The sequence below is a fragment of the Streptosporangium nanhuense genome (genome assembly GCF_059358815.1).
The window spans coordinates 17928-35986 of the sequence record NZ_JCADBG010000035.1; the positions used below are offsets into that span (position 1 = coordinate 17928).

Annotated in this window: 16 protein-coding genes; 6 read left to right on the top strand and 10 right to left on the bottom strand. The window is 72.2% G+C overall.

Annotated elements, in window-relative coordinates:
- Nucleotides 1-47: 47 nt before the first annotated feature.
- The 8 genes from AC5L38_RS40415 to AC5L38_RS40450 all read right to left on the bottom strand — a co-directional run bounded on the left by AC5L38_RS40415 (nucleotide 48) and on the right by AC5L38_RS40450 (nucleotide 10965).
- Nucleotides 48-2126, bottom strand: coding sequence for an outer membrane protein assembly factor BamB family protein (locus AC5L38_RS40415; protein ID WP_495248100.1), 2079 nt, complete (start codon nucleotides 2124-2126; stop codon nucleotides 48-50).
- A gap of 79 nt (nucleotides 2127-2205) precedes the next feature.
- Nucleotides 2206-3117 (bottom strand): DMT family transporter, encoded by a 912-nt coding sequence (locus AC5L38_RS40420; protein WP_495248101.1) that lies wholly within the window; start codon nucleotides 3115-3117, stop codon nucleotides 2206-2208.
- Nucleotides 3114-3815, bottom strand: coding sequence for an ABC transporter ATP-binding protein (locus tag AC5L38_RS40425; protein WP_495248102.1), 702 nt, complete (start codon nucleotides 3813-3815; stop codon nucleotides 3114-3116). Before AC5L38_RS40425 ends, AC5L38_RS40420 begins: the two co-directional genes overlap by 4 nt.
- Complete coding sequence (locus AC5L38_RS40430; protein WP_495248103.1) at nucleotides 3812-5608, bottom strand: branched-chain amino acid ABC transporter ATP-binding protein/permease; 1797 nt, start codon at nucleotides 5606-5608, stop codon at nucleotides 3812-3814. The genes AC5L38_RS40425 and AC5L38_RS40430 overlap by 4 nt, the downstream gene beginning before the upstream one ends.
- On the bottom strand, nucleotides 5605-6474 hold the full coding sequence (locus AC5L38_RS40435) for a branched-chain amino acid ABC transporter permease (protein WP_495248104.1): 870 nt from the start codon (nucleotides 6472-6474) through the stop codon (nucleotides 5605-5607). Before AC5L38_RS40435 ends, AC5L38_RS40430 begins: the two co-directional genes overlap by 4 nt.
- A gap of 1 nt (nucleotide 6475) precedes the next feature.
- Nucleotides 6476-7636, bottom strand: a complete 1161-nt coding sequence (locus AC5L38_RS40440; protein ID WP_495248105.1) for an ABC transporter substrate-binding protein — start codon at nucleotides 7634-7636, stop codon at nucleotides 6476-6478.
- 123 nt (nucleotides 7637-7759) lie between these two features.
- Entirely contained in the window at nucleotides 7760-9520 is a 1761-nt protein-coding gene (locus AC5L38_RS40445; RefSeq protein ID WP_495248106.1) for a thiamine pyrophosphate-binding protein, read from the bottom strand.
- A complete protein-coding gene (locus AC5L38_RS40450; RefSeq protein ID WP_495248107.1) occupies nucleotides 9517-10965 on the bottom strand; it encodes an aldehyde dehydrogenase family protein in 1449 nt (482 codons plus the stop codon). The genes AC5L38_RS40445 and AC5L38_RS40450 overlap by 4 nt, the downstream gene beginning before the upstream one ends.
- 213 nt (nucleotides 10966-11178) lie before the next feature.
- On the opposite strand from AC5L38_RS40450, the gene AC5L38_RS40455 reads away from it, so the two are divergent.
- The 4 genes from AC5L38_RS40455 to AC5L38_RS40470 all read left to right on the top strand — a co-directional run bounded on the left by AC5L38_RS40455 (nucleotide 11179) and on the right by AC5L38_RS40470 (nucleotide 15015).
- Nucleotides 11179-11949, top strand: coding sequence for an IclR family transcriptional regulator (locus AC5L38_RS40455; RefSeq protein ID WP_495248108.1), 771 nt, complete (start codon nucleotides 11179-11181; stop codon nucleotides 11947-11949).
- Between the two features lie 15 nt (nucleotides 11950-11964).
- On the top strand, nucleotides 11965-13122 hold the full coding sequence (locus AC5L38_RS40460) for a CaiB/BaiF CoA transferase family protein (RefSeq protein ID WP_495248109.1): 1158 nt from the start codon (nucleotides 11965-11967) through the stop codon (nucleotides 13120-13122).
- Complete coding sequence (locus AC5L38_RS40465) at nucleotides 13119-13883, top strand: citryl-CoA lyase (protein ID WP_495248110.1); 765 nt, start codon at nucleotides 13119-13121, stop codon at nucleotides 13881-13883. The genes AC5L38_RS40460 and AC5L38_RS40465 overlap by 4 nt, the downstream gene beginning before the upstream one ends.
- 175 nt (nucleotides 13884-14058) lie before the next feature.
- The gene (locus AC5L38_RS40470) at nucleotides 14059-15015 is read left to right on the top strand and encodes a ThuA domain-containing protein (protein WP_495248111.1); all 957 of its coding nucleotides are present in this window, start codon (nucleotides 14059-14061) and stop codon (nucleotides 15013-15015) included.
- A gap of 133 nt (nucleotides 15016-15148) precedes the next feature.
- On the opposite strand, the gene AC5L38_RS40475 is transcribed toward AC5L38_RS40470, so the two are convergent.
- The gene (locus AC5L38_RS40475; protein ID WP_495248112.1) at nucleotides 15149-15784 is read right to left on the bottom strand and encodes a TetR/AcrR family transcriptional regulator; all 636 of its coding nucleotides are present in this window, start codon (nucleotides 15782-15784) and stop codon (nucleotides 15149-15151) included.
- Between the two features lie 193 nt (nucleotides 15785-15977).
- Here AC5L38_RS40475 and AC5L38_RS40480 point away from each other — a divergent pair, with 193 nt between their 5' ends.
- A complete protein-coding gene (locus AC5L38_RS40480; protein ID WP_495248113.1) occupies nucleotides 15978-17189 on the top strand; it encodes a cytochrome P450 in 1212 nt (403 codons plus the stop codon).
- 40 nt (nucleotides 17190-17229) lie between these two features.
- Nucleotides 17230-17424: a ferredoxin gene (locus tag AC5L38_RS40485; protein ID WP_495248114.1), complete on the top strand. Its 195-nt coding sequence runs from the start codon at nucleotides 17230-17232 to the stop codon at nucleotides 17422-17424.
- A 38-nt stretch (nucleotides 17425-17462) separates the two neighbouring features.
- Here the strand turns inward: AC5L38_RS40485 and AC5L38_RS40490 are convergent, their stop codons facing one another.
- A complete protein-coding gene (locus AC5L38_RS40490; protein WP_495248115.1) occupies nucleotides 17463-18029 on the bottom strand; it encodes an amidohydrolase family protein in 567 nt (188 codons plus the stop codon).
- Between the last annotated feature and the right edge of the window lie 30 nt (nucleotides 18030-18059).

An 18059-nucleotide genomic window follows, 5' to 3' on the forward strand; every position in this document is an offset into this window, starting at 1 on the left:
GGGCGGTACCCCGGGCCGACGGCCCGGGAGCGCGCGACACCGCCCGGCTAGCCGGGCAGGACCTCGATCTTGCCGGTGGGGCGGGCGCTGAAGGGGTCGTTGAAGAAGAACTCGCCCGGCCGGGTGAAGGTGTACCGGAACGACTCGCCCGGGTTGAGCCTGACGTCGAACAGTCCCTCGAAGAACTGGGTGGCGCCGTGGACGTCGACGTTGTCCGCGGGGTTGACGAAGGTGACCGTGGTGCCGACCGGCACCCGCAGGTGGGTGGGGGCCATCGCGTTCACCGCGGTGGACTCGACGGTGCCGACCTGGCCGGTGGCGGCGTTGTAGGTGCGGGCGAGCACGACGGTGTCGTTCACGGCGCTCCCGTCGACCGGGCCGCCGGAGACCGGCCGCCGGATCACCGGCGCGGGCGGGGTGGCCGCGGGAGGCGCGGTGCCGCCCAGCCTGAAGGCCCACAGGTGGTCGCCCCGGGTGGCCGAGTCGCCGTAGGGGATGCTGGTGCCGCCCGCGTAGACGGCGATGTACTGCTCCCCGTCGATCTCGTAGGAGATGGGGCTGCTGCTGACGGCGGCGCCGGTCTGCCAGCGCCACAGCTCGCGGCCGTCGCGGGCGTCCAGGCAGAGCAGGTTGCCGTCGGGCTGTCCGATGAACAGCAGGTCGGAGGCCGTGGTGAGGATGCCGTTGCCGTGCGCCAGCGAGTACGGCATGTTCCGCTTCCAACGGACCCGGTTGGTGCCCGGGTCCACGGCCACCACCCCGCCGGTCATGTACTCGCCCGGTGGCCGCAGCCCGTTGGACGGCTCGGTCAGCGAGTGCGCCGCCGCGACGTAGCCGAAGCCGGTGTACACCAGCCGGGTGCTGTGGCTGTAGGACTGGTGGTTCCAGTCGGCGCCGCCCCCGTGCCCGGGGATGGTGAGGATCGGCACGTCCCAGTGCGGGGTGTACAGGGAGCCGATCCGATAGTTCGGGACGGCGCGGTGCGGGAGGCCGGGGACCTCGGTGCCCAGCGGCTGCCGTACGGGGGTGAGCTCGGTCCAGCCGCCCTGGCGGGGGAAGGGCTGGGTCGGCCAGGTCTTCTGCCGGGGCTCCTGGGGGACGGGCACCTCGTCGATGCCCAGCGGGGCCGAGCCGTCGGCCCGGTCGAGGATGTAGTACATGCCGGTCTTGCTGCCGTAGACGGCGAGCTTGCGGGTCCGGCCGTGGACGCGCGCGTCGACCAGGACGGGCGCCATGACGTTGTCCATGTCCCAGATGTCGTGGTGGATGGACTGGAAGTGCCAGCGGTAGGCGCCGGTCTTCAGGTCCATCGCCACGATCGAGTTGGCGAACAGGTTCTGGCCGCCGCGCTCGGAGCCGTCCTGGGAGGAGCGGGCGCCCCTGGCGTTGCCGAACGTCCAGTAGACCAGGCGGAGATCGGGGTCGATGGCGCAGTGCATCCACGGGGTGGCGCCGCCGGTCTGCCAGGAGTCGCCCTCCCAGGTGTCGTTGCCGAACTCGCCGGGGCCCGGGGTGCCCCAGAAGTGCCAGGCCAGGTCGCCGGTCGCGGCGTCGAAGGCGAGCGCGGCACCGCGCGGGCCGTCGTTGGTGCCGCAGTACAGCATGCCGTCGTGGTAGGTGACCGCGACCTTCTCCAGGTTGCCGTAACCGTTGTGCTGCCGCTCCCAGAGCACCTGGCCGGTGCGCTGGTCGAGGGCGATGAGCCAGTTGTCGTTGGCGCAGGTGTAGACCCTGCCCGCGCCGACCGCGACGCCGCGCCGGGTGACCGCCCCGCGGGTCTGCAGGTACTTCCACCTGACGGCGCCGGTGCGGCCGTCCACCGCGGTGACGTTGCCCAGGGCCGACTCGATGTAGAGCATGCCGTCCACGGCCACGGGGGTGCTCTGGCTGTTGCCGGCCATGAGGCCGCCCTCGATGTTGTTGACCCAGGCGGCCCGTAACCGTTTGACGTTGCCCCGGTGCAGGTCGCGCAGCCCGCTGTAGTTCTGGTTCGCCAGGTTCCCGCCGATCTTCGGGAAGTCGGTGTCGCGCCGGTGGGTCGCCGCGGCGGCCGGGGCCGCGGCCCCGGCCGGGGCGAGCACGGTCGCGGCGGCGGCGGCCATGAGCAGCTCTCTGCGACGGATCATGATCATCCTCTCACTAGTCCACTAGGTGGATTGATAGTTCCGAGTGATGGACGCACGATAGATCCCGCCCATGGCGGGGTCAATAACCTTTCGGGCCGATGTGCGGAGTCCGCGTTCCACCAGGTGGACCAGGGGGGTCGGGCCTCATCAGCACCCAGCGCAGGCCCACCAGGATCGCCGCCATGCCGAGCACGCTCGGCGCAGAGATCGGCTCGCCGAGCAGCACCAGCCCCCACAGCACGCCCGAGATCGGCACGAGCAGGTTCACCGTGGCGGTCCTGGCCGGGCCCAGCCGGTCGATCAACCGGTAGAACAGCAGGTACGCCACCCCGCTGCCCAGGATGCCCAGCCCGGCCACCCCGGCGGCCACCGGCACCGTGACCGGGCCCGGCGGCGGGAAGAGGGCCACCAGCGGGAGCAGCAGGACGGCGGCGCCGAGCTGCTGGCCGGTGGCCACCACGAGAGGCGGCGTGTCCCGGAAGTGCCGGGAGGCGTAGCTCGCGCCGTAGGCGAACACCGCCGCGCCCGCCAGCCCCGCCAGCACGCCGATCCAGCCGCCGGGACCGACGTCCAGGCCGCGCTCGGCCATCACCAGCGTCACCCCGCCCGCCCCGGTGGCGAGCCCGGCCAGCTTCAGCGCGGTGAACCGGTCACGGCCCGCCGCCACCTCGATGGCGAGGGCGAACAGCGGGCTCACCGAGTTGAGCACCGCGGCGGTGCCCGCGTTCATGGTCGTCATGGCCAGCGACAGCAGCAGGAACGGCAGCGCGGCAGACAACGCGCCCAGCACCAGGAACCGGCCCGCGGGCGGCCCGCGCAGCCGCTCGCCCCGCGCGAGCAGCACCGTCAGCAGCAGGCAGCCGCCCAGCGTGGCCCGGGCCGCGCTGACGCCGACCGGGCCGAGCGCGCCGACCGCCGAACGGGTGAAGACGAACGACAGCCCGAACAGGGCCGCGCACATGGCCAGCAGCGCCCCCGATCGGGCCGTCACAGGCCCAGGTAGATACGCCGCACCTGGGGATCGTCACGAAGCTCGGCCGAGGTGCCGGTGGCGGCGATCTCCCCGTTCTCCATCACCAGGCAGGTGGTGGTGACGTCGAAGGTGAGCTTGGCGTTCTGCTCGACCAGCAGGATGGCGAGCCCGTCGGCGTTGAGCCGTTTGAGGACACCGGCGATCTCCGCCACCAGGATCGGCGACAGGCCCATCGAGGGCTCGTCGAGCAGCATCATCTTGGGCCGGCACATGAGCGCCCGGCCGACGGCCAGCATCTGCTGCTGCCCGCCGGACAGCGCGCCGGCCGGCCGGTGGCGCATCTCGGCGAGGACCGGGAACAGCTCGAACACCTCGTCGATGGGCGTGCTCCTCCAGCTGCTGGTGTAGGCGCCCAGCAGCAGGTTCTTCTCCACGGTGAGCCCGGGGAAGACGTGCCTGCCCTCGGGGACGTAGCCGAGCCCGTGCCGTACCAGGGTGTGCGGCGCGGCGCGCAGCAGGTCGTGCTCGCCGAAGCGGATCGCCGTGGCCTGACGGGGCGCAAGGCCCATCACGGCCTTGAGGGTGGAGGACTTGCCGGCGCCGTTGGCGCCGATGATGCCCAGCGCCTGCCCCGGCTCGACGGTGAAGCTCACGCCGTGGGCGGCGCGGACGCCGCCGTAGTGGACCGACAGGTTCTCGACCGTGAGTGTCGTCATCGGGTCGCCTCCTCGACGGCGGACTCGGTGGGGGCGGCCATGGAGTCGCCGAGGTAGGCCTGCACGACGGCCGGGGCGACCGCGACCTCGGCCGGAGGGCCGTCGGCGATCACCTTGCCGCCGGACAGCACGGTGACGTGGTCGCACAACGACATGACCAGTCCCATGTTGTGCTCGATCACCACCACGGTGACGCCGGAGTCCCTGATGGAGCGGACGATGTCGCCGAGCTGGCGCACCTCCTCGCCGTTCAGCCCGGCGGCTGGCTCGTCGAGCAGCAGCAGCGACGGCGACATCGCCATCGCGCGGGCCATCTCGATGCGGCGCTGGATCCCGTACGGCAGCGAGCGCGGGACGGCCGCGGTGTAGTCCGTCAGCCCGAACCTGGCGATGATCTCGTCGGCGCGTGCCCCGAGCGCCCGCTCGTAGCCGAACACCTTCCAGGGCAGCGCCAGGTAGCGCCAGATCCAGGAGGTCCTGGTGCGGTCGAGGCTGAGCAGCACGTTCTCCCGGACGTCGAGGTCCTCGAACAGCCGCAGGTTCTGGAAGGTGCGGGCGACCCCGCGCTGGGAGAGCCGGTAGGGCCTGGCCCCGGTCACGTCGTCGCCGTGCAGGCGTACCGAGCCCGCGCTGGGCGTGTAGAAGCCGCTGACGATGTTGAACAGGGTCGTCTTGCCCGAGCCGTTGGGGCCGACGACGCCGCGGATCTCGCCGCCGGGGACCGCGAGGGAGACGTCGTCGAGGGCGGTCAGCCCCTTGAAGCGCATCGTCACGCCCCGGACCTCCAGCACGGCGTCGCCGGGCGTCGCCCGCTCGGTTCGCTCGTACGGCTGGAAGGGATGCAGCCGCACCCGCGCACCCTGGTCGCGGCGCCGCAGCAGGGACCGGAGCCGTTGGGGCAGCCCGGCCAGTCCCGTGGGGGCGAAGACCACCACGAGGACCACCACGATGCCGTAACCGAGCTGGGCGTAGGCCGAGGCGTCCAGCAGCGCCTCGCGCACCATGGCCAGCGTGACGGCGCCGATGACGCAGCCGAGGATGCTGGCCCGCCCCCCGATGATCACCATCGCGAGCAGCAGGAACATGTTGGCGATGTTGAACGACTCCGGCGCCACGAAGCGGATGAGCCCGGCGTACAGGACACCGGCCAGGCCGCCGTACAGGCCGGAGAGCACGAAGGCGGTCATGCGCAGCAGCGGGATCTCCGCGCCGAGCGCGCCCGCCGCCAGGTCGTCGTCGCGCATCGCGCGCAGCCTGCGGCCGAGCGGCGAGTGCGTGACGAACAGCGCGAACGCCAGCGAGAGGACGAAGACCACCAGCTCGACGTAGTAGAACAGGTACGCGCTGGACAGGTCGAGCCCGAACAGCACCGGCGCCGGGATGTCGCTGATGCCCTCGGCGCGGCCGGCGATGTGGGCGTTGGTGACCCAGTTGGTGAAGGCCAGCGCCAGGCCGAGGGTGACGATGCCGAGATAGTGCGACTGCATCCGCAGCGCGGGGACGCCCACCAGCACGCCGAAGATCACGGACACGACCAGGGCCGGCACCGCCGCGCTCCAGAAGCCGAAGCCCGCCCGCGTGCACAGGATGGCGACGGTGTAGGCGCCGACCCCGAAGAAGGCGACCTGCGCCAGGTTGATCTGCCCGGCCACGCCCATGGTCAGGCCCAGGCCGATGGCGAGGATCGCGAAGATGATCGCGACGTTCACGACGTGCATGGAGTAGCCGCCCAGCCCGTACGGCAGCAGCCAGGCGGCCACCGCGAGGGGGACGAGGTATGCCAGACGTCTCATGCTCGGTTCACCGTCGTCTCTCCGAAGATGCCGGTCGGGCGGATCATCACGATGACCGCGAACACCAGGAACGTGACGAGCTCGGAGTACTCCTGGAAGTTGCCGGCCGCGAAGGCGTCCAGCAGCCCGAAGGTCATGCCGCCGACGATCGCGCCGGGCATGCTGCCGAACCCGCCGAGCATCGCCGCGGCGAACCCCTTGATGCCCAGCGTGCCGCCCATGGTCGGGTTGACGTACAGCATCGGCCCGATCAGGCTGCCCGCCAGCGCCGCCAGGCCCGCGCCGATCGCGAAGGCCATCGCGTTGCTGCGGCCGACGTGGATGCCGACCGCGGTGGCCGCCTGGTGGTCCATGGCGACGGCCTGCATGGCCGCGCCGCGCTTGGTGCGCTGCAGGAACAGCGCGAGCAGGCCGGTGGCGGTCGCCGCGACGGCGATCACCATCAGGCTGTAGGTGGGGATGCGGATCCCGCCCAGGTCCAGCGGCTCGGTCGGCATGGGGGAGGGGACCGCGTGCCCGGTCGCCCCCCAGATGAGCACCGCGCCCGCCTCCAGGACGGCGCCGAAGCCGATCGTGCCGATCAGCATCAGTGTGAAGTCCTTGTTCTCCAGCGGCCGCAGGAAGCGTTCGATGACCAGCCCGATGAGGCCGGTGACCACGATGGCCACCGTGATCGCGATCGCGAACGGCAGCTGGGTGGCCAGGTAGAACGTGGAGGCGGCGTACGCGCCGATCATCACGACGCTGCCGTGCGCGAAGTTGACCAGCCCCATGGTCTGGTAGACGATCGAGAAACCCATCGCCACCAGCGCGTACACCGCCCCGAACGTGATCCCGCCGATCAGGGTCTGAAGGAATACCTGCACGTCAGCTCGCGTCTTCGGGAACGACGGTGCCGCCCTTGACCAGGCCGATCTTGGTGGCGTGGATGCCGACCCCGGACGCGTCGTAGTTGTAGTCGCCCAGCAGCCCGGCGCGCTTCACGCCGCGGATGGCGTCGGCGAGCGGCTGGCCGCCGGCGCCCTTGGTCTGCTTGAGCGCCTCGATCAGGATCGACGCGCCGTCGTAGGCCTTGGCGACGTGCATGCGGGCGTCCTCGTTGTAGGTGGCCTTGTACTTGGCGGCGAACGCCTTGATGGGCTCGCTGGCCTCGTTGCTCAGGTACGGCGAGCTCACGACGGAGCCCTCGGCGTTGTCCAGGCCCGCGGTGGTGGCGTACACGTCGGTGCCCATCGGCGCGCCGCCCGCGAACAGCGCCTTCAGGCCCAGCTCGCGCGACTGCTTGGCGATCAGGCCCGACTGGACCTCCTCGGCGCCGATGAACAGTACGTCGGGCTCCTGCTCGCGGATCTTGGCGAGGTTGGCGTTGAAGTCCTTCTGGTCGGGGGTGACGACCTCGTCGGCGATCGCGGTGACGTTCCTGGACTTGAGCGCGGCCAGGAACGCGTCGTGCTCACCGGCGCCGTACGCGCCGTTGTTGCTGATCAGCGCGATCTTCTTGTAGCCCTTGTCGTCGATGAGGTACTTGGCGAGCGTCTCGTCGAAGGTGACGCTGGTCGGCGCGTTCAGGAACAGGAACGGGCTCTTGAGGTCGGCGAGCTTGGGCGACTGGCCCGAGGTGATGTTCGGGATCTTGGCGTCCTTGAGGATGGGGGCCATGGCCAGGGTGACCGCGCTCTCGGCGGTGCCGAGCATGGCGACGTAACCCTCGCTGGAGATCTTCCTGGCCAGGTTGGTGCCCACGGTGGGGTCGCCCTGGCTGTCGAAGAGGTCGAGCTTGATCTGCCGGCCGTCGACGCCGCCCGCCTTGTTGGCCTCGTCGATGGCGAGCTTGACGCCCTTGTGCTCCCACTGGCCGAGCGGGCTCAGCTGCCCGCTCTGCGCGTTGATATTGGCGATCTTGATGGGCCCGGTGGCGTCCGCCTCCTGGGCGGCCTGCTGGCCGGGGGCGGAACAGGCGGTGAGCGCGGCCAGCGCGGTCAGCGCCGCGGCGGAAACGGAGATCCTTGCGATTCTTGCGGAGAACAAGTGATTCACCTCATTGGGGGGTGGAGGAAAGTGCGGTGATCGACACGGCCCCGTAATGCACGGACTAGTACGTTAGTTATACGGCCTGGCGAAACCCGGGGAAATACCGAACGGGCAACGGTTTCAGTCGGTGAAAAGGCCCTGATAGATGTCCTTGATGTTCCAGTGCCCGGGGGTCGGGACGGGCTCGTTGACCATCGGCACGTCGATGAGCGCGGGCCGCCGGTTGGCCACCGCCGCCCGCAGGGCCGCCCCGAACTCCCCCGGCGTGGTGACGGCGTGGCCGTCGGCGCCGCACGCGGCGGCCAGCGCCGCGAAGTCGGGGCTGTAGGGGCGCCCGGCGGGGTCGGTGAAGTCGCAGCCGTGGCTGCGGCCGAAGTGCGCGGACTGCAGGTCGGAGATGGTGCCGTGCGCCCTGTTGTTCATCACCACGAAGATCACCGGCGCGCCCTGCTCGACGGCGAGCGGCAGGGCCGGCAGCTGGGCCCCCATGCCGCCGTCGCCGATGAGCGCGACCACGACGCCGTCGGGGCGGGCGAGCTGGACGCCGACGGCGGCGGCCGGGCCGAACCCCATGGTGGAGGCGCCGCCGGGGGCGATGAAGCGGCCCTCGGACGGCAGCTCGTAGCACTGCGCGACGCCGTTCTTGTTCCAGCCCACGTCGGTCACCAGGATCGCGCCGGAGGGCAGCGCGTCGCGCAGGTCGGCGAGGATGCGCTCGGGCCGCAGCGGGAAGGCGTCGCTGCGGCCCCGCTCGCGGCTCCCGGCGAACAGCTCCGTCCTGGCCTCGCGGATGCGCTCGCGCAGCTCGGGCCGCTCGACCGGCGGATGCGACGCGACGGCCTCGGCCAGCGCCCGCACCGCGAGCCCGGCGTCGGCGACGGCGCCGATCTCGACCGGGTAGTTGCGGCCGATCTCGGCCGGGTCGATGTCGATCTGGATCAGCCTGCCGCGCTCGCCGAGCGTCCAGGTGAAACGCGGGTCCCAGGAGCTGGCGTCGGTCTCGGCGAACCGGGTGGCCAGCGCCAGCACCACGTCGGCCTCCCTGGCGTAGGCGTTGGTCAGCTCCAGCCCCCAGAACCCCGGCATGCCCAGCACCAGCGGGTGCGCGTCGGGGACGGTGCCCTTGGCCATCAGCGAGTGCGCGATCGGGATGTCCAGGTGCTCGGCCAGCGCCAGCAGCGCCTCGGAGTCCTCGCGCAGGCCGCCGCCGACGTACAGCAGCGGCCGCTCGGCGCCCGCGAGGGCCTCGGCGATCCGCTCCGCCGTCGCGGCGGGCAGGCAGGGCGGCGCGGCGTGGCTGATCGGCGGGTACGGCGCCGCGGGCCGCGAGAAGACGTCCATCGGCACGTTGACCAGCACCGCCCCCGGCCTGCCCGCGGTCGCCGTCCAGAAGGCCCGCTCCACGGAGCGGCCCAGGTCCTGGGCCCGGTGCACGTTCCAGGCGCGCTTGACGAAGGGCCGGAAGACCGACGCCTGGTCGGCGTCGGCGTGCAGGTTGATCTCCTGGTGCGGGTGGCGGCCGTGGTAGTAGGACGGGATGTCGCCGGAGATCACCACCATCGGCACCGAGTCGAGCGCGGCGGTCATCACCCCCGTGGCCGCGTTGGTCAGGCCGGGCCCGACGTGCACAAGCAGGACGCCGGGCCTGCCGGAGGCGCGGGCGTAGCCGTCGGCCGCGTGCGCCGCCGCCTGCTCGTGGCGGGCGATGACGAAGCGGACGCGGCTGTCGGCCAGCGCGTCGAGCACGGCGATGTTGGTGTGCCCGCAGGTGCCGAAGACGTACTCGACACCGAGGTCCTCGAGCTGGGCGACGAGCGCGTGCGCGACGGTGGTCACCGGTCTTTCCGAACGGTCGGTGGTTTCCAGGTGGTCGGCGGTCACTGGTCTCCCCAGATGGTCAGCCCGCGAAGGAGCAGGGTCTTGGTCACGGTGAAGTCCTCGATCATCCAGCGGGGCGACTCGCGGCCGATGCCGGAGTCCTTCACGCCGCCGAACGGGAGGTGGTCCAGGCGGAAGTTCGACGAGCCGTTCACGACCAGGCCGCCCACCTCCAGCTCGCGCCAGGCGGTGACGATGCGGCGCACGTCGTGGGTGAACAGCCCGGCCTGCAGGCCGTAGCTGCTGCGGTTGCACTCCTGGACGACCTCGTCGAAGCCGTCGTAGGGGAGCACGGCGACGAGCGCGCCGAAGACCTCCTCGCGGACGACCCTCGCGTCGGCGGGCGGCGCGACGACCACGGTCGGCGCCATCACCGCGCCCGCGCGCGTACCGCCGGTCGTCACCGTCGCGCCGGCGCGCGCCGCCTCCCCGGCCCAGCGCTCCACGCGCTCGGCGGCCTCGTCGTCCACCATCGAGCCGACGTCGGTCGCCGGGTCGAGCGGGTCGCCCACCCTCAGCGCCCGCACCTCGCCGGTCAGGGCCTGGGCGAACTCCTCGAACCGGTCGCGCTGCACGTAGACGCGCTGGACGGAGATGCAGCTCTGGCCGGAGTTGCTGTATCCGGTACGCGCGCAGACGCGCGCCGCCTCCGCCACGTCGGCGTCCTCGCAGACGATGGTGGCGGCGTTGCCGCCCAGTTCCAGCAGCACCCGCTTGGGCCCGGCGGCGTGGGCGACGGCGGCGCCGGCCGTGACGCCGCCGGTGAAGCTGATCACGGCGATCTCCGGCGCGGCGCACAACCGCGCGCCCACGTCCCCGCCCCCGTGCAGGACCTGGACGGCCTCCTCCGGCATCCCGGCCTCCAGCAGCAGCCGGACCAGGGCGGTGGAGACGGCCGGGGCCTGCGGCGGCGGCTTGACGACCGTGGTGTTGCCGGCCGCGAAGGAGGCGGCCAGCTTGTGGGCGAGCAGGTTCGCCGGGGCGTTGAACGGCGTGATCGCCAGCACCGGGCCGGCCGGGGCGCGCTGGGTGATGGCGGTGTTGCCCACCCCGCGCGCCCAGCCCGCCACCGGCAGCACCTCGCCGCCGATCGCCCTGGCCTCGGCCGCCGCGACCGCGAACGTGTCGGCCACCCGCAGCATCTCCCCGCGGCCGTCCTTGAGCGGCTTGCCCAGCTCCAGGGCGAGCAGCCGGGCGAACTCCTCGGCGCGGGCGCCGACCGCGGCCGAGGCGCGCTCCAGGATCGTCGCGCGGGTCGCCGGGGCGAGCCGCGCGACCGTCGCGGCACCGCGGCGCGCGTAGTCGAGCGCCGCGGCGACGTCGTCGGGACCGGCGAGCCTGGCCCGGCTCACCACCCGCCGCACGTAGGGGCCGACGCGGTCGGAACGGGGGCCCTCACTCAGCCACTTCCCGGCGATCAGGCATTCGGCTTCCTGGACTGCGTCCATGTCATCTCCATAGAGATCCGCTTGGCGGTTCTCAAGAACCGCACTGTGGATTGCCTCACGGTATGAGGAGGGTAAAGGTTCTGGCAAGGGGGCAGTGGATCCGTATAGTGGAGCATATGGACCGCTGCGCGGACTGGTGTTAGCGTACGGACCGCATGCGAGAGTGAGCGGAAAGGTTCACCTTCGACTCACAAGTGAGGACTCGTGCCTTCGATGAACAACCCGGCGGTCTCCGGTGACGGCGGTGGCGGCGTGCGCAGCGTCCAGCGGGCGTTCGACATCCTGTCCCTGCTCACCGACGACCGCCGGACGCTGACGATCCGCGAGGTCGTCGACGAGACGGGGCTGGCCAAGACGACGGCGCTGCGCCTGCTGCAGACCCTGGAGCACATGGGGCTGCTGTGGGCCACGCGCAAGGGCTACGCGGCCGGGCCCGCCCTGTGGCGCTGGGCGCACCTCGCGCGTGACGCCTGGGAGCTGCCCCCGGAGACCGTCCAGCTCATGCGCGAGCTGGGGGAGCGGCACCGGGAGACCGTCAACCTCTACGTCCTGCGCGACGTCCACCGCATCTGCATCGCCCAGCAGGAGAGCCCGCAGCCGCTGCGCCACGTCGTGCGGGTCGGCGACGAGCTGCCCCTGTGGGCGGGCGCCGCCTCGAAGGTCCTGCTCAAGGACGCCCCGGCGAGGCTCCTGGCGCGCGTCTCCCAGTCCTCGCCGCACGGCGAGGGGCACCTGGCGACGCTGCGGGAGTGGATCGCCGGGGCCGCCAGGGACGGCTACGCGGCCAGCCACGGCGAGCGCGAGCCCGGCCTGTCGGCGGTGGCCGTCCCCGTGACGGGCGCGGCGGGCGCGACCGTGGCGGCGCTCTCGCTGAGCGGCCCGACGGTCCGCTTCGGCGAGGAGCGGGTCCAGGAGTTCGCCGCGGACCTGCGGGAGGCGGCCAAGCGCATGTCGGACCGCGGCTTCGACCATCCCCTGACCTGACCCTATGGAGCGTGCATGCAGCAGTTGCCACTGGACGGCATCAAGGTCGTGGACCTCACCAACGTCCTGTCCGGGCCGTACTGCAGCTACCAGCTGATGCTGTTCGGCGCGGAGGTGGTCAAGGTCGAGATGCCCGGCGGCGGGGATCTCGCCCGTAGCCTCGGCCCGGACCCCGAGCTCAACCGGGAGGGGCTCGGCGCCTCCTTCCTGGCGCAGAACGCCGGGAAGAAGTCGGTCGAGATCGACCTGAAGAGCCCGGCGGGCAGGCAGGCGTTCGAGGCCATGGTGGCCGGCGCCGACGTCCTGCTGGAGAACTTCAGGGCCGGGGTCCTGGAGCGGCTCGGCTACGGCTGGGAGCGGCTGCGGGAGCTCAACCCCCGCCTGGTCTACTGCGCGATCTCCGGGTTCGGCCAGAGCGGCCCGATGAGCGCGGCGCCCGCCTACGACCAGATCGTCCAGGGGCTGTCCGGCATGATGAGCGTCACCGGCACCCCGGAGACGGTGCCGCTGCGCGTCGGCTTCCCGATCTGCGACTCCATCGGGGGGCTGATGGCCGCGCTGTCCATCTGCGCCGCGCTGGCCGGGCGCGAGCGCGGCGGGAGCGGCTGCTTCCTGGACCTGTCGATGCTGGAGGCGTCCATCTCCGCGATGGGCTGGACGGCCTCCAACTACCTGGTCAGCGGCGTCGAGCCGGAGCCGATGGGCGACCAGAACGCCACCGCCGCGCCGTCGGGCACCTTCGAGACCGCCGACGGGCCGCTGAACATCGCGGCCAACCAGCAGGCCCAGTTCGAGACGCTGTGCCGCCTCGTCGGGCGGCCCGACCTGCCCGCCGATCCCCGGTTCGCCGCGAGAGAGTCACGCAAGACCCACCGCCGGGCCCTGAACCACGAGCTCAACCGGGCGCTGCGGACCAGGACGGCGCCGGAGTGGGAGGAGATCCTCTCGCGAGGGGGCGTCCCGGCCGCCCGCGTCCTCACCGTGGCCCAGGCGCTCGCGCTCGGCCAGCTCCGCGAGCGCGGCTTCCTGACGGAGCTGCCGTTCCCCGGCGGCGACGAGCGCCGGGTGACGGTCACGGGCAACGGCGTCCTCGTCGACGGCGTCGCGCTGCACCCGCGCGGCCCCGCTCCTCTTCTCGGCCAGCACAACGCGGAGTTCGGGGTGGCGTCATGAGCGACGTGAGCGACGTGAGCGACGCTGCCGACTGGTGGGGGACGGCGGTGTCCCGGATCGAGCCCGACGTCATCGAGCTGCAGGGCAGGCCGGTGCAGGAGCTGATCGGGCGGGCCGGCTTCGCCGAGGTCGTCTGGCTCATGCTCCGCGGGGGGCTGCCGGAGGAGCGGCAGGCCGCGCTGCTGGAGGCGGCGCTGGTCTCCTCGGTCGACCACGGCCCGCACGCCCCGTCGATCGCCGCCGCCCGGATGGCGATCACCTGCGGCGTCGGGCTGAACAACGCCGTCGCCACCGGCGTCAACATGCTGGGCGACGTGCACGGCGGCGCGGGGGAGCAGTGCGTGGAGATGCTGGAGGAGGTCGTGCGCTCCGGCGACGCGGCCGCCACGGTGGCCCGCCGCCGGGCCCGCGACAAGTATCTGCCCGGGTTCGGGCACCGCTTCCACACCCGCGACCCGCGCCGCGACCCGCTGCTCGCCCTGGTGGACGAGGCGGTGGCCGGCGGGGTGGTGGCCGGTGACCACCTGCGCGCGGCCCGGCAGGTGGAGGAGCTGATCAGCCCGGTGCCGATGAACATCGACGGCGCCACCGCGGTGATCTACGCCGAGCTGGGCTTCCCCGCGCCGCTGGCCCGCGGCCTGTTCGTGCTGAGCCGCAGCGTGGGCATCCTCGCGCACGCCTGGGAGGAGTCGGGCCAGGGCCGCCGCAACAAGGGGCCCATACCGCCCTCCATCCTGCCCACCGACCTCAGGGCCCGGTAGCGGCCACCCCTCGCTGGTCCACCAGATGGATCGCCGGATCCATGACTCGGTCGCACGATAGGCCGGACGCGGCGGTGAAGCAAGAGCTTGTTTTAAGGCGACGGCGCTGGATACGCTCAAGACCTCTCAATGGACCAAGTGGTCCATCTAGCGGACCGAAGCACGTGAGGTGCTCATGCGCGTCAGGCGTTCGTCCCTGTCCATCGCCGCCTTCGGCGCGGCGGCACTCCTTCTCACCCTCACCTCCCCCGGCTCCGCGGCCTCACCCGGCCACGGCAAGGGGGCCGAGAACCTCGGCGACCCCGACTACGGCGTCTGCCGGGGCACCGACCCCCGCTGCTACCACGACTGGGGCAACTTCGACCCCGCCGAGGGCTACCGCCTGCTCGTCTACAGCCGCACCGCCGGCCCCCGCCACGCCCACCTCGGAACCCCCCTCGGCCCCGGCCTGAACCCGCCGCTCAACGACGACAACGTCGCGGTCAAGGCCGTGATCAAGCTGGGGGAGGAGAACGGGTTCGCCGTCGACTACACCGAGGACGTCACCCAGCTGTCCTCGGCGGGCAGGCTGCTGTCGTACAACGCCGTGATGTTCCTCAGCACCACGCGCGACACCCTCGACGACGCCGCGCAGACCGCCCTGCGGCAGTACATCCGCGCCGGCGGCGGCTTCGCCGGCATCCACAACGCCTTCGGCACCGAGTACAACTGGCCCTGGTACGAGGGCCTGCTCGGCAACGCCAACTTCTACGACCACAGCGCCAACCAGCCGGGAGTCGTCGAGACCGTGGGCAGGAAGGACGTCTCCACCCAGGGGTTGCCGAGGCGCTGGGCCTTCTCCGACGAGTGGTACAACCTCGTGCCGTTCCCGACGAGGGTCAGGGTGCTGGCCAAGGTGGACGAGAGCACCCTCGCCCGGGGGGTGCGCGGCAACCTCGGCCATCCCGGCCACGGGGACGACCATCCCGTCAGCTGGTGCCAGTACTACGACGGCGGCAAGGCCTGGCTCACCACCCTCGGCCACGACGTCAAGGCATGGACCGACGAGCCCATGGAGGGCGACCGGTACTTCGTCCAGCACCTGCTCGGCGGGGTCAGGTCGGTGCTGGGCATGGCGCCGTTCTGCCGCTAGACCCGCGGAACCCGGCCGCCTCGGGGCGCGGCCGGGCCACCGGCCGACGCCGGGCGTGCCGGGGGTCCGGACGGGCTCGACGCCCCGCCCGGGATGACCTTCGAGGCGGTCTCCGGGGTGCGGCCGTACGGCCTCAGGCGGGGGTGGCGGCCTCGGCGCGGTGGAGCGCGCTGAAGAGCGGCCAGGTCAGGGCGGCCATCTCGGCCGGGGAGCGCGGGCATCCGCGCTGGAGCCAGTCGGCGGCCACGCCGATGAGCGCCCCGGCGGTGAACGCGGCCGGGACGTCGTGCGGGATGTCCGAGGCCGGGCTCGGGTATCCCGTCAGGTCGCCGGCGGCGATCTGGCGGAGGCGGTCGTGGACGGTCGCGGCGATGCGGCGGCGGATGTGGTCGACGACGCGCGCGCTGCCCTGCGGTCCCAGCAGGGTGCGGTAGAGCCCGGCGTGCTCGGCGAGGCTGGCGAAGAACGCCTCCAGCGACTGGGTCGCCTCGGGCGCGGGATCCGCCGTCTCCGGGCCGGGGCCGGGCAGCGACTCGATCAGCCCGTCGATCATCGCGGTGCAGGCCACCTCGGCGAGCTCGTGCACGTCGCGGTAGTGGTCGTAGAAGGTCGAGCGGCTCACCCCGGCGCATCCGGCGACGTCGGCGACGGTGATCCGGGACAGGTCGCGTTCCTCGACGAGCTGGATCAGCGCGCGTGCCAGGGCCGTGTGGGTACGGCGCACGCGCCGGTCACCGGAGGGGGTGTCACTGCTCTTGGTCGTGGCCACATTCTTCACTTTACCGGCAAACTACACATGTAGGTTTCCCGACATGTGTAGGGTAACGTGACGATGCAGGACGGCGGACACGTGCGGGCCGGGCCGACGCGGCAAAGGCGGAGGCGGAGGCGCGGGAACGAGAACAGGCCCAGGCGCGCACGGGACAGCCCGCCCGATCCATCCGTTCGCGAGGAGATGACGCATGAGTGCCAACGAGCAGGTCCTGCGCTACCCGATCCCCAACGACAAGGCGCTGGAGCCGCCCGCCGAATGGGCCGAGCTGCGTGGCACGTGCCCGGTGGCGCACGTGGAGCTGCCCAGCGGCGACCGGGCGAGGCTGCTGACCCGCTACGCGGACGTCAAGCAGGTGCTCGCCGACCCGCGCTTCACCCGCCAGCTCACCGCCCCCGACGCCGCGCGGCTGTCGGCGGAGGGAGACGGGGTCTTCAGCAGCGAGATGGCGCAGATCATCCCTGACAGGGGCGAGGAGCACCAGCACTGGCGGCGCCTGGTCGGCAAGTGGTTCACCGCCAAGCGGATGTCGGCCCTGCGGCCCTCCATGACCCGGATGGCCGAAGAGCTCATCGACGACATGGTCAAGCGCGGCGCACCGGGTGACCTCAAGGCGAGCCTGGGCTTCCCGCTGCCGGTGTACGTCATCTGCGACATGCTCGGCGTGCCGGCCGCCGACCGTGACCGCTTCTCGTACTGGTCCGACGCCCTGCTCAACCTCACCCGCTACGGCAAGGCCGAGACCGAGGCCGCCCAGGCGGAGTTCTTCCAGTACATGTCAGAGCACGTCACCGCCAAGCGCGCCCGGCCGGGCGAGGACCTGCTGAGCGAGCTGATCGCGGTCGGCGGTCCCGAGGACGGCGGGCTGTCCGACATCCAGATCCTGGTCACCGGCATGGGCCTGCTGGTCGCCGGGCACGAGACCACCGCCAACATGATCGGCAAGATGGTCTCCATGCTGCTGGCCGACCGCGGCAGGTGGGAGCGGCTGCTCGCCGACCCGTCGCTGGTGCGCACGGCGGTGGAGGAGACGCTGCGGCTCGACGCCAACGCGGGCTTCGGCCTGCCGCGCTACATGCCCGAGGAGACCGAGGTGAGCGGCACCGTCCTGCCCCGCGGTACGACCGTGGTGTGCAGCATGGCCGCGGCCAACCGGGACGAGAGCGCCTTCGAGGCCGCCGCCGAGATGGACCTGAGCCGCAGCCCGAACCCGCACCTGGCGTTCGGCTCGGGCGCCCACTCCTGCCTGGGCCAGTCACTGGCCCGCACCGAGCTGCAGGTCGTGCTCGAGGTGCTGCTGCGCAAGCTCCCGACCCTGGATCTGGCCGTCCCCGAGGAGGAGCTGGAGCGGGTGGAGGGGCTGGCCGTCGGCGGCCTGCGCACGGTCCCGGTCCGCTGGTGACCCGGCACCGCCGCTCCCGGACGACAGAGAGGAAACCGGTATGAGGGTCACCGTGGACGAGGACAGGTGCTGCGGCGCCGGCCAGTGCGTGCTGATCGCGCCGGAGGTGTTCGACCAGCGTGACGACGACGGCATCGTCGTCCTGCTCGACCCCGAGCCCGGCGCGGACCGGCACACCCCGGTCCGCGAGGCCGCCGCCGTCTGCCCCGCCGGTGCCATCGCGCTGAGCGAGTAGGCCCGGCCTCGCGTGCCGCGCGGCACGGGCTCGCGCGGTCAGGAGCGGGGCCCCAGCCCCAGGAAGGCGCGCCCGTTCGCCTCCAGGGTCGCGGCGTCGATCCCGTTGTCCTGCGGGAAGCGGGCGGGGTCCGGCTGCGCCATGTCGAACGGGTAGTCGCTGCCGCAGAGGATCCGGTCCCCGGAGGCACGCGCCCTCAGCAGTGCCAGCGCCTCCGGGGCGTAGGTGACCGTGTCGAAGTACAGCAGGGCGAACGAGTCGGCGGGCGGGCGGGTGTTCCCCCGCCGCACCTCCGCCCGCACCCGCCGGCCGTGTTCCCAGCGCCCGAGCAGGTACGGCGCGCAGCCCCCGCCGTGGACGAAGCAGATCCGCAGGCCGGGCAGCGTCTCCATGACACCGTTCAGGAGCACCGACGCCACGGCGGTGGTGGTCTCCACCGGGTTGCCGATCAGGTTGGCCAGGTAGTGCTCCTCCCATTCGGGCCGCGGCGACTGCGTCGGGTGCACCAGGACCGCGAGGTCCAGCTCCGCGGCGACGCCGAGCACCTCGCGCATGACGCCCTCGCCGTAGGAGCGTCCCCCCCACCAGCGGCGGGACGGCGACACCGGCGACGCGCTCGGCCGCCGCCAGCCGGG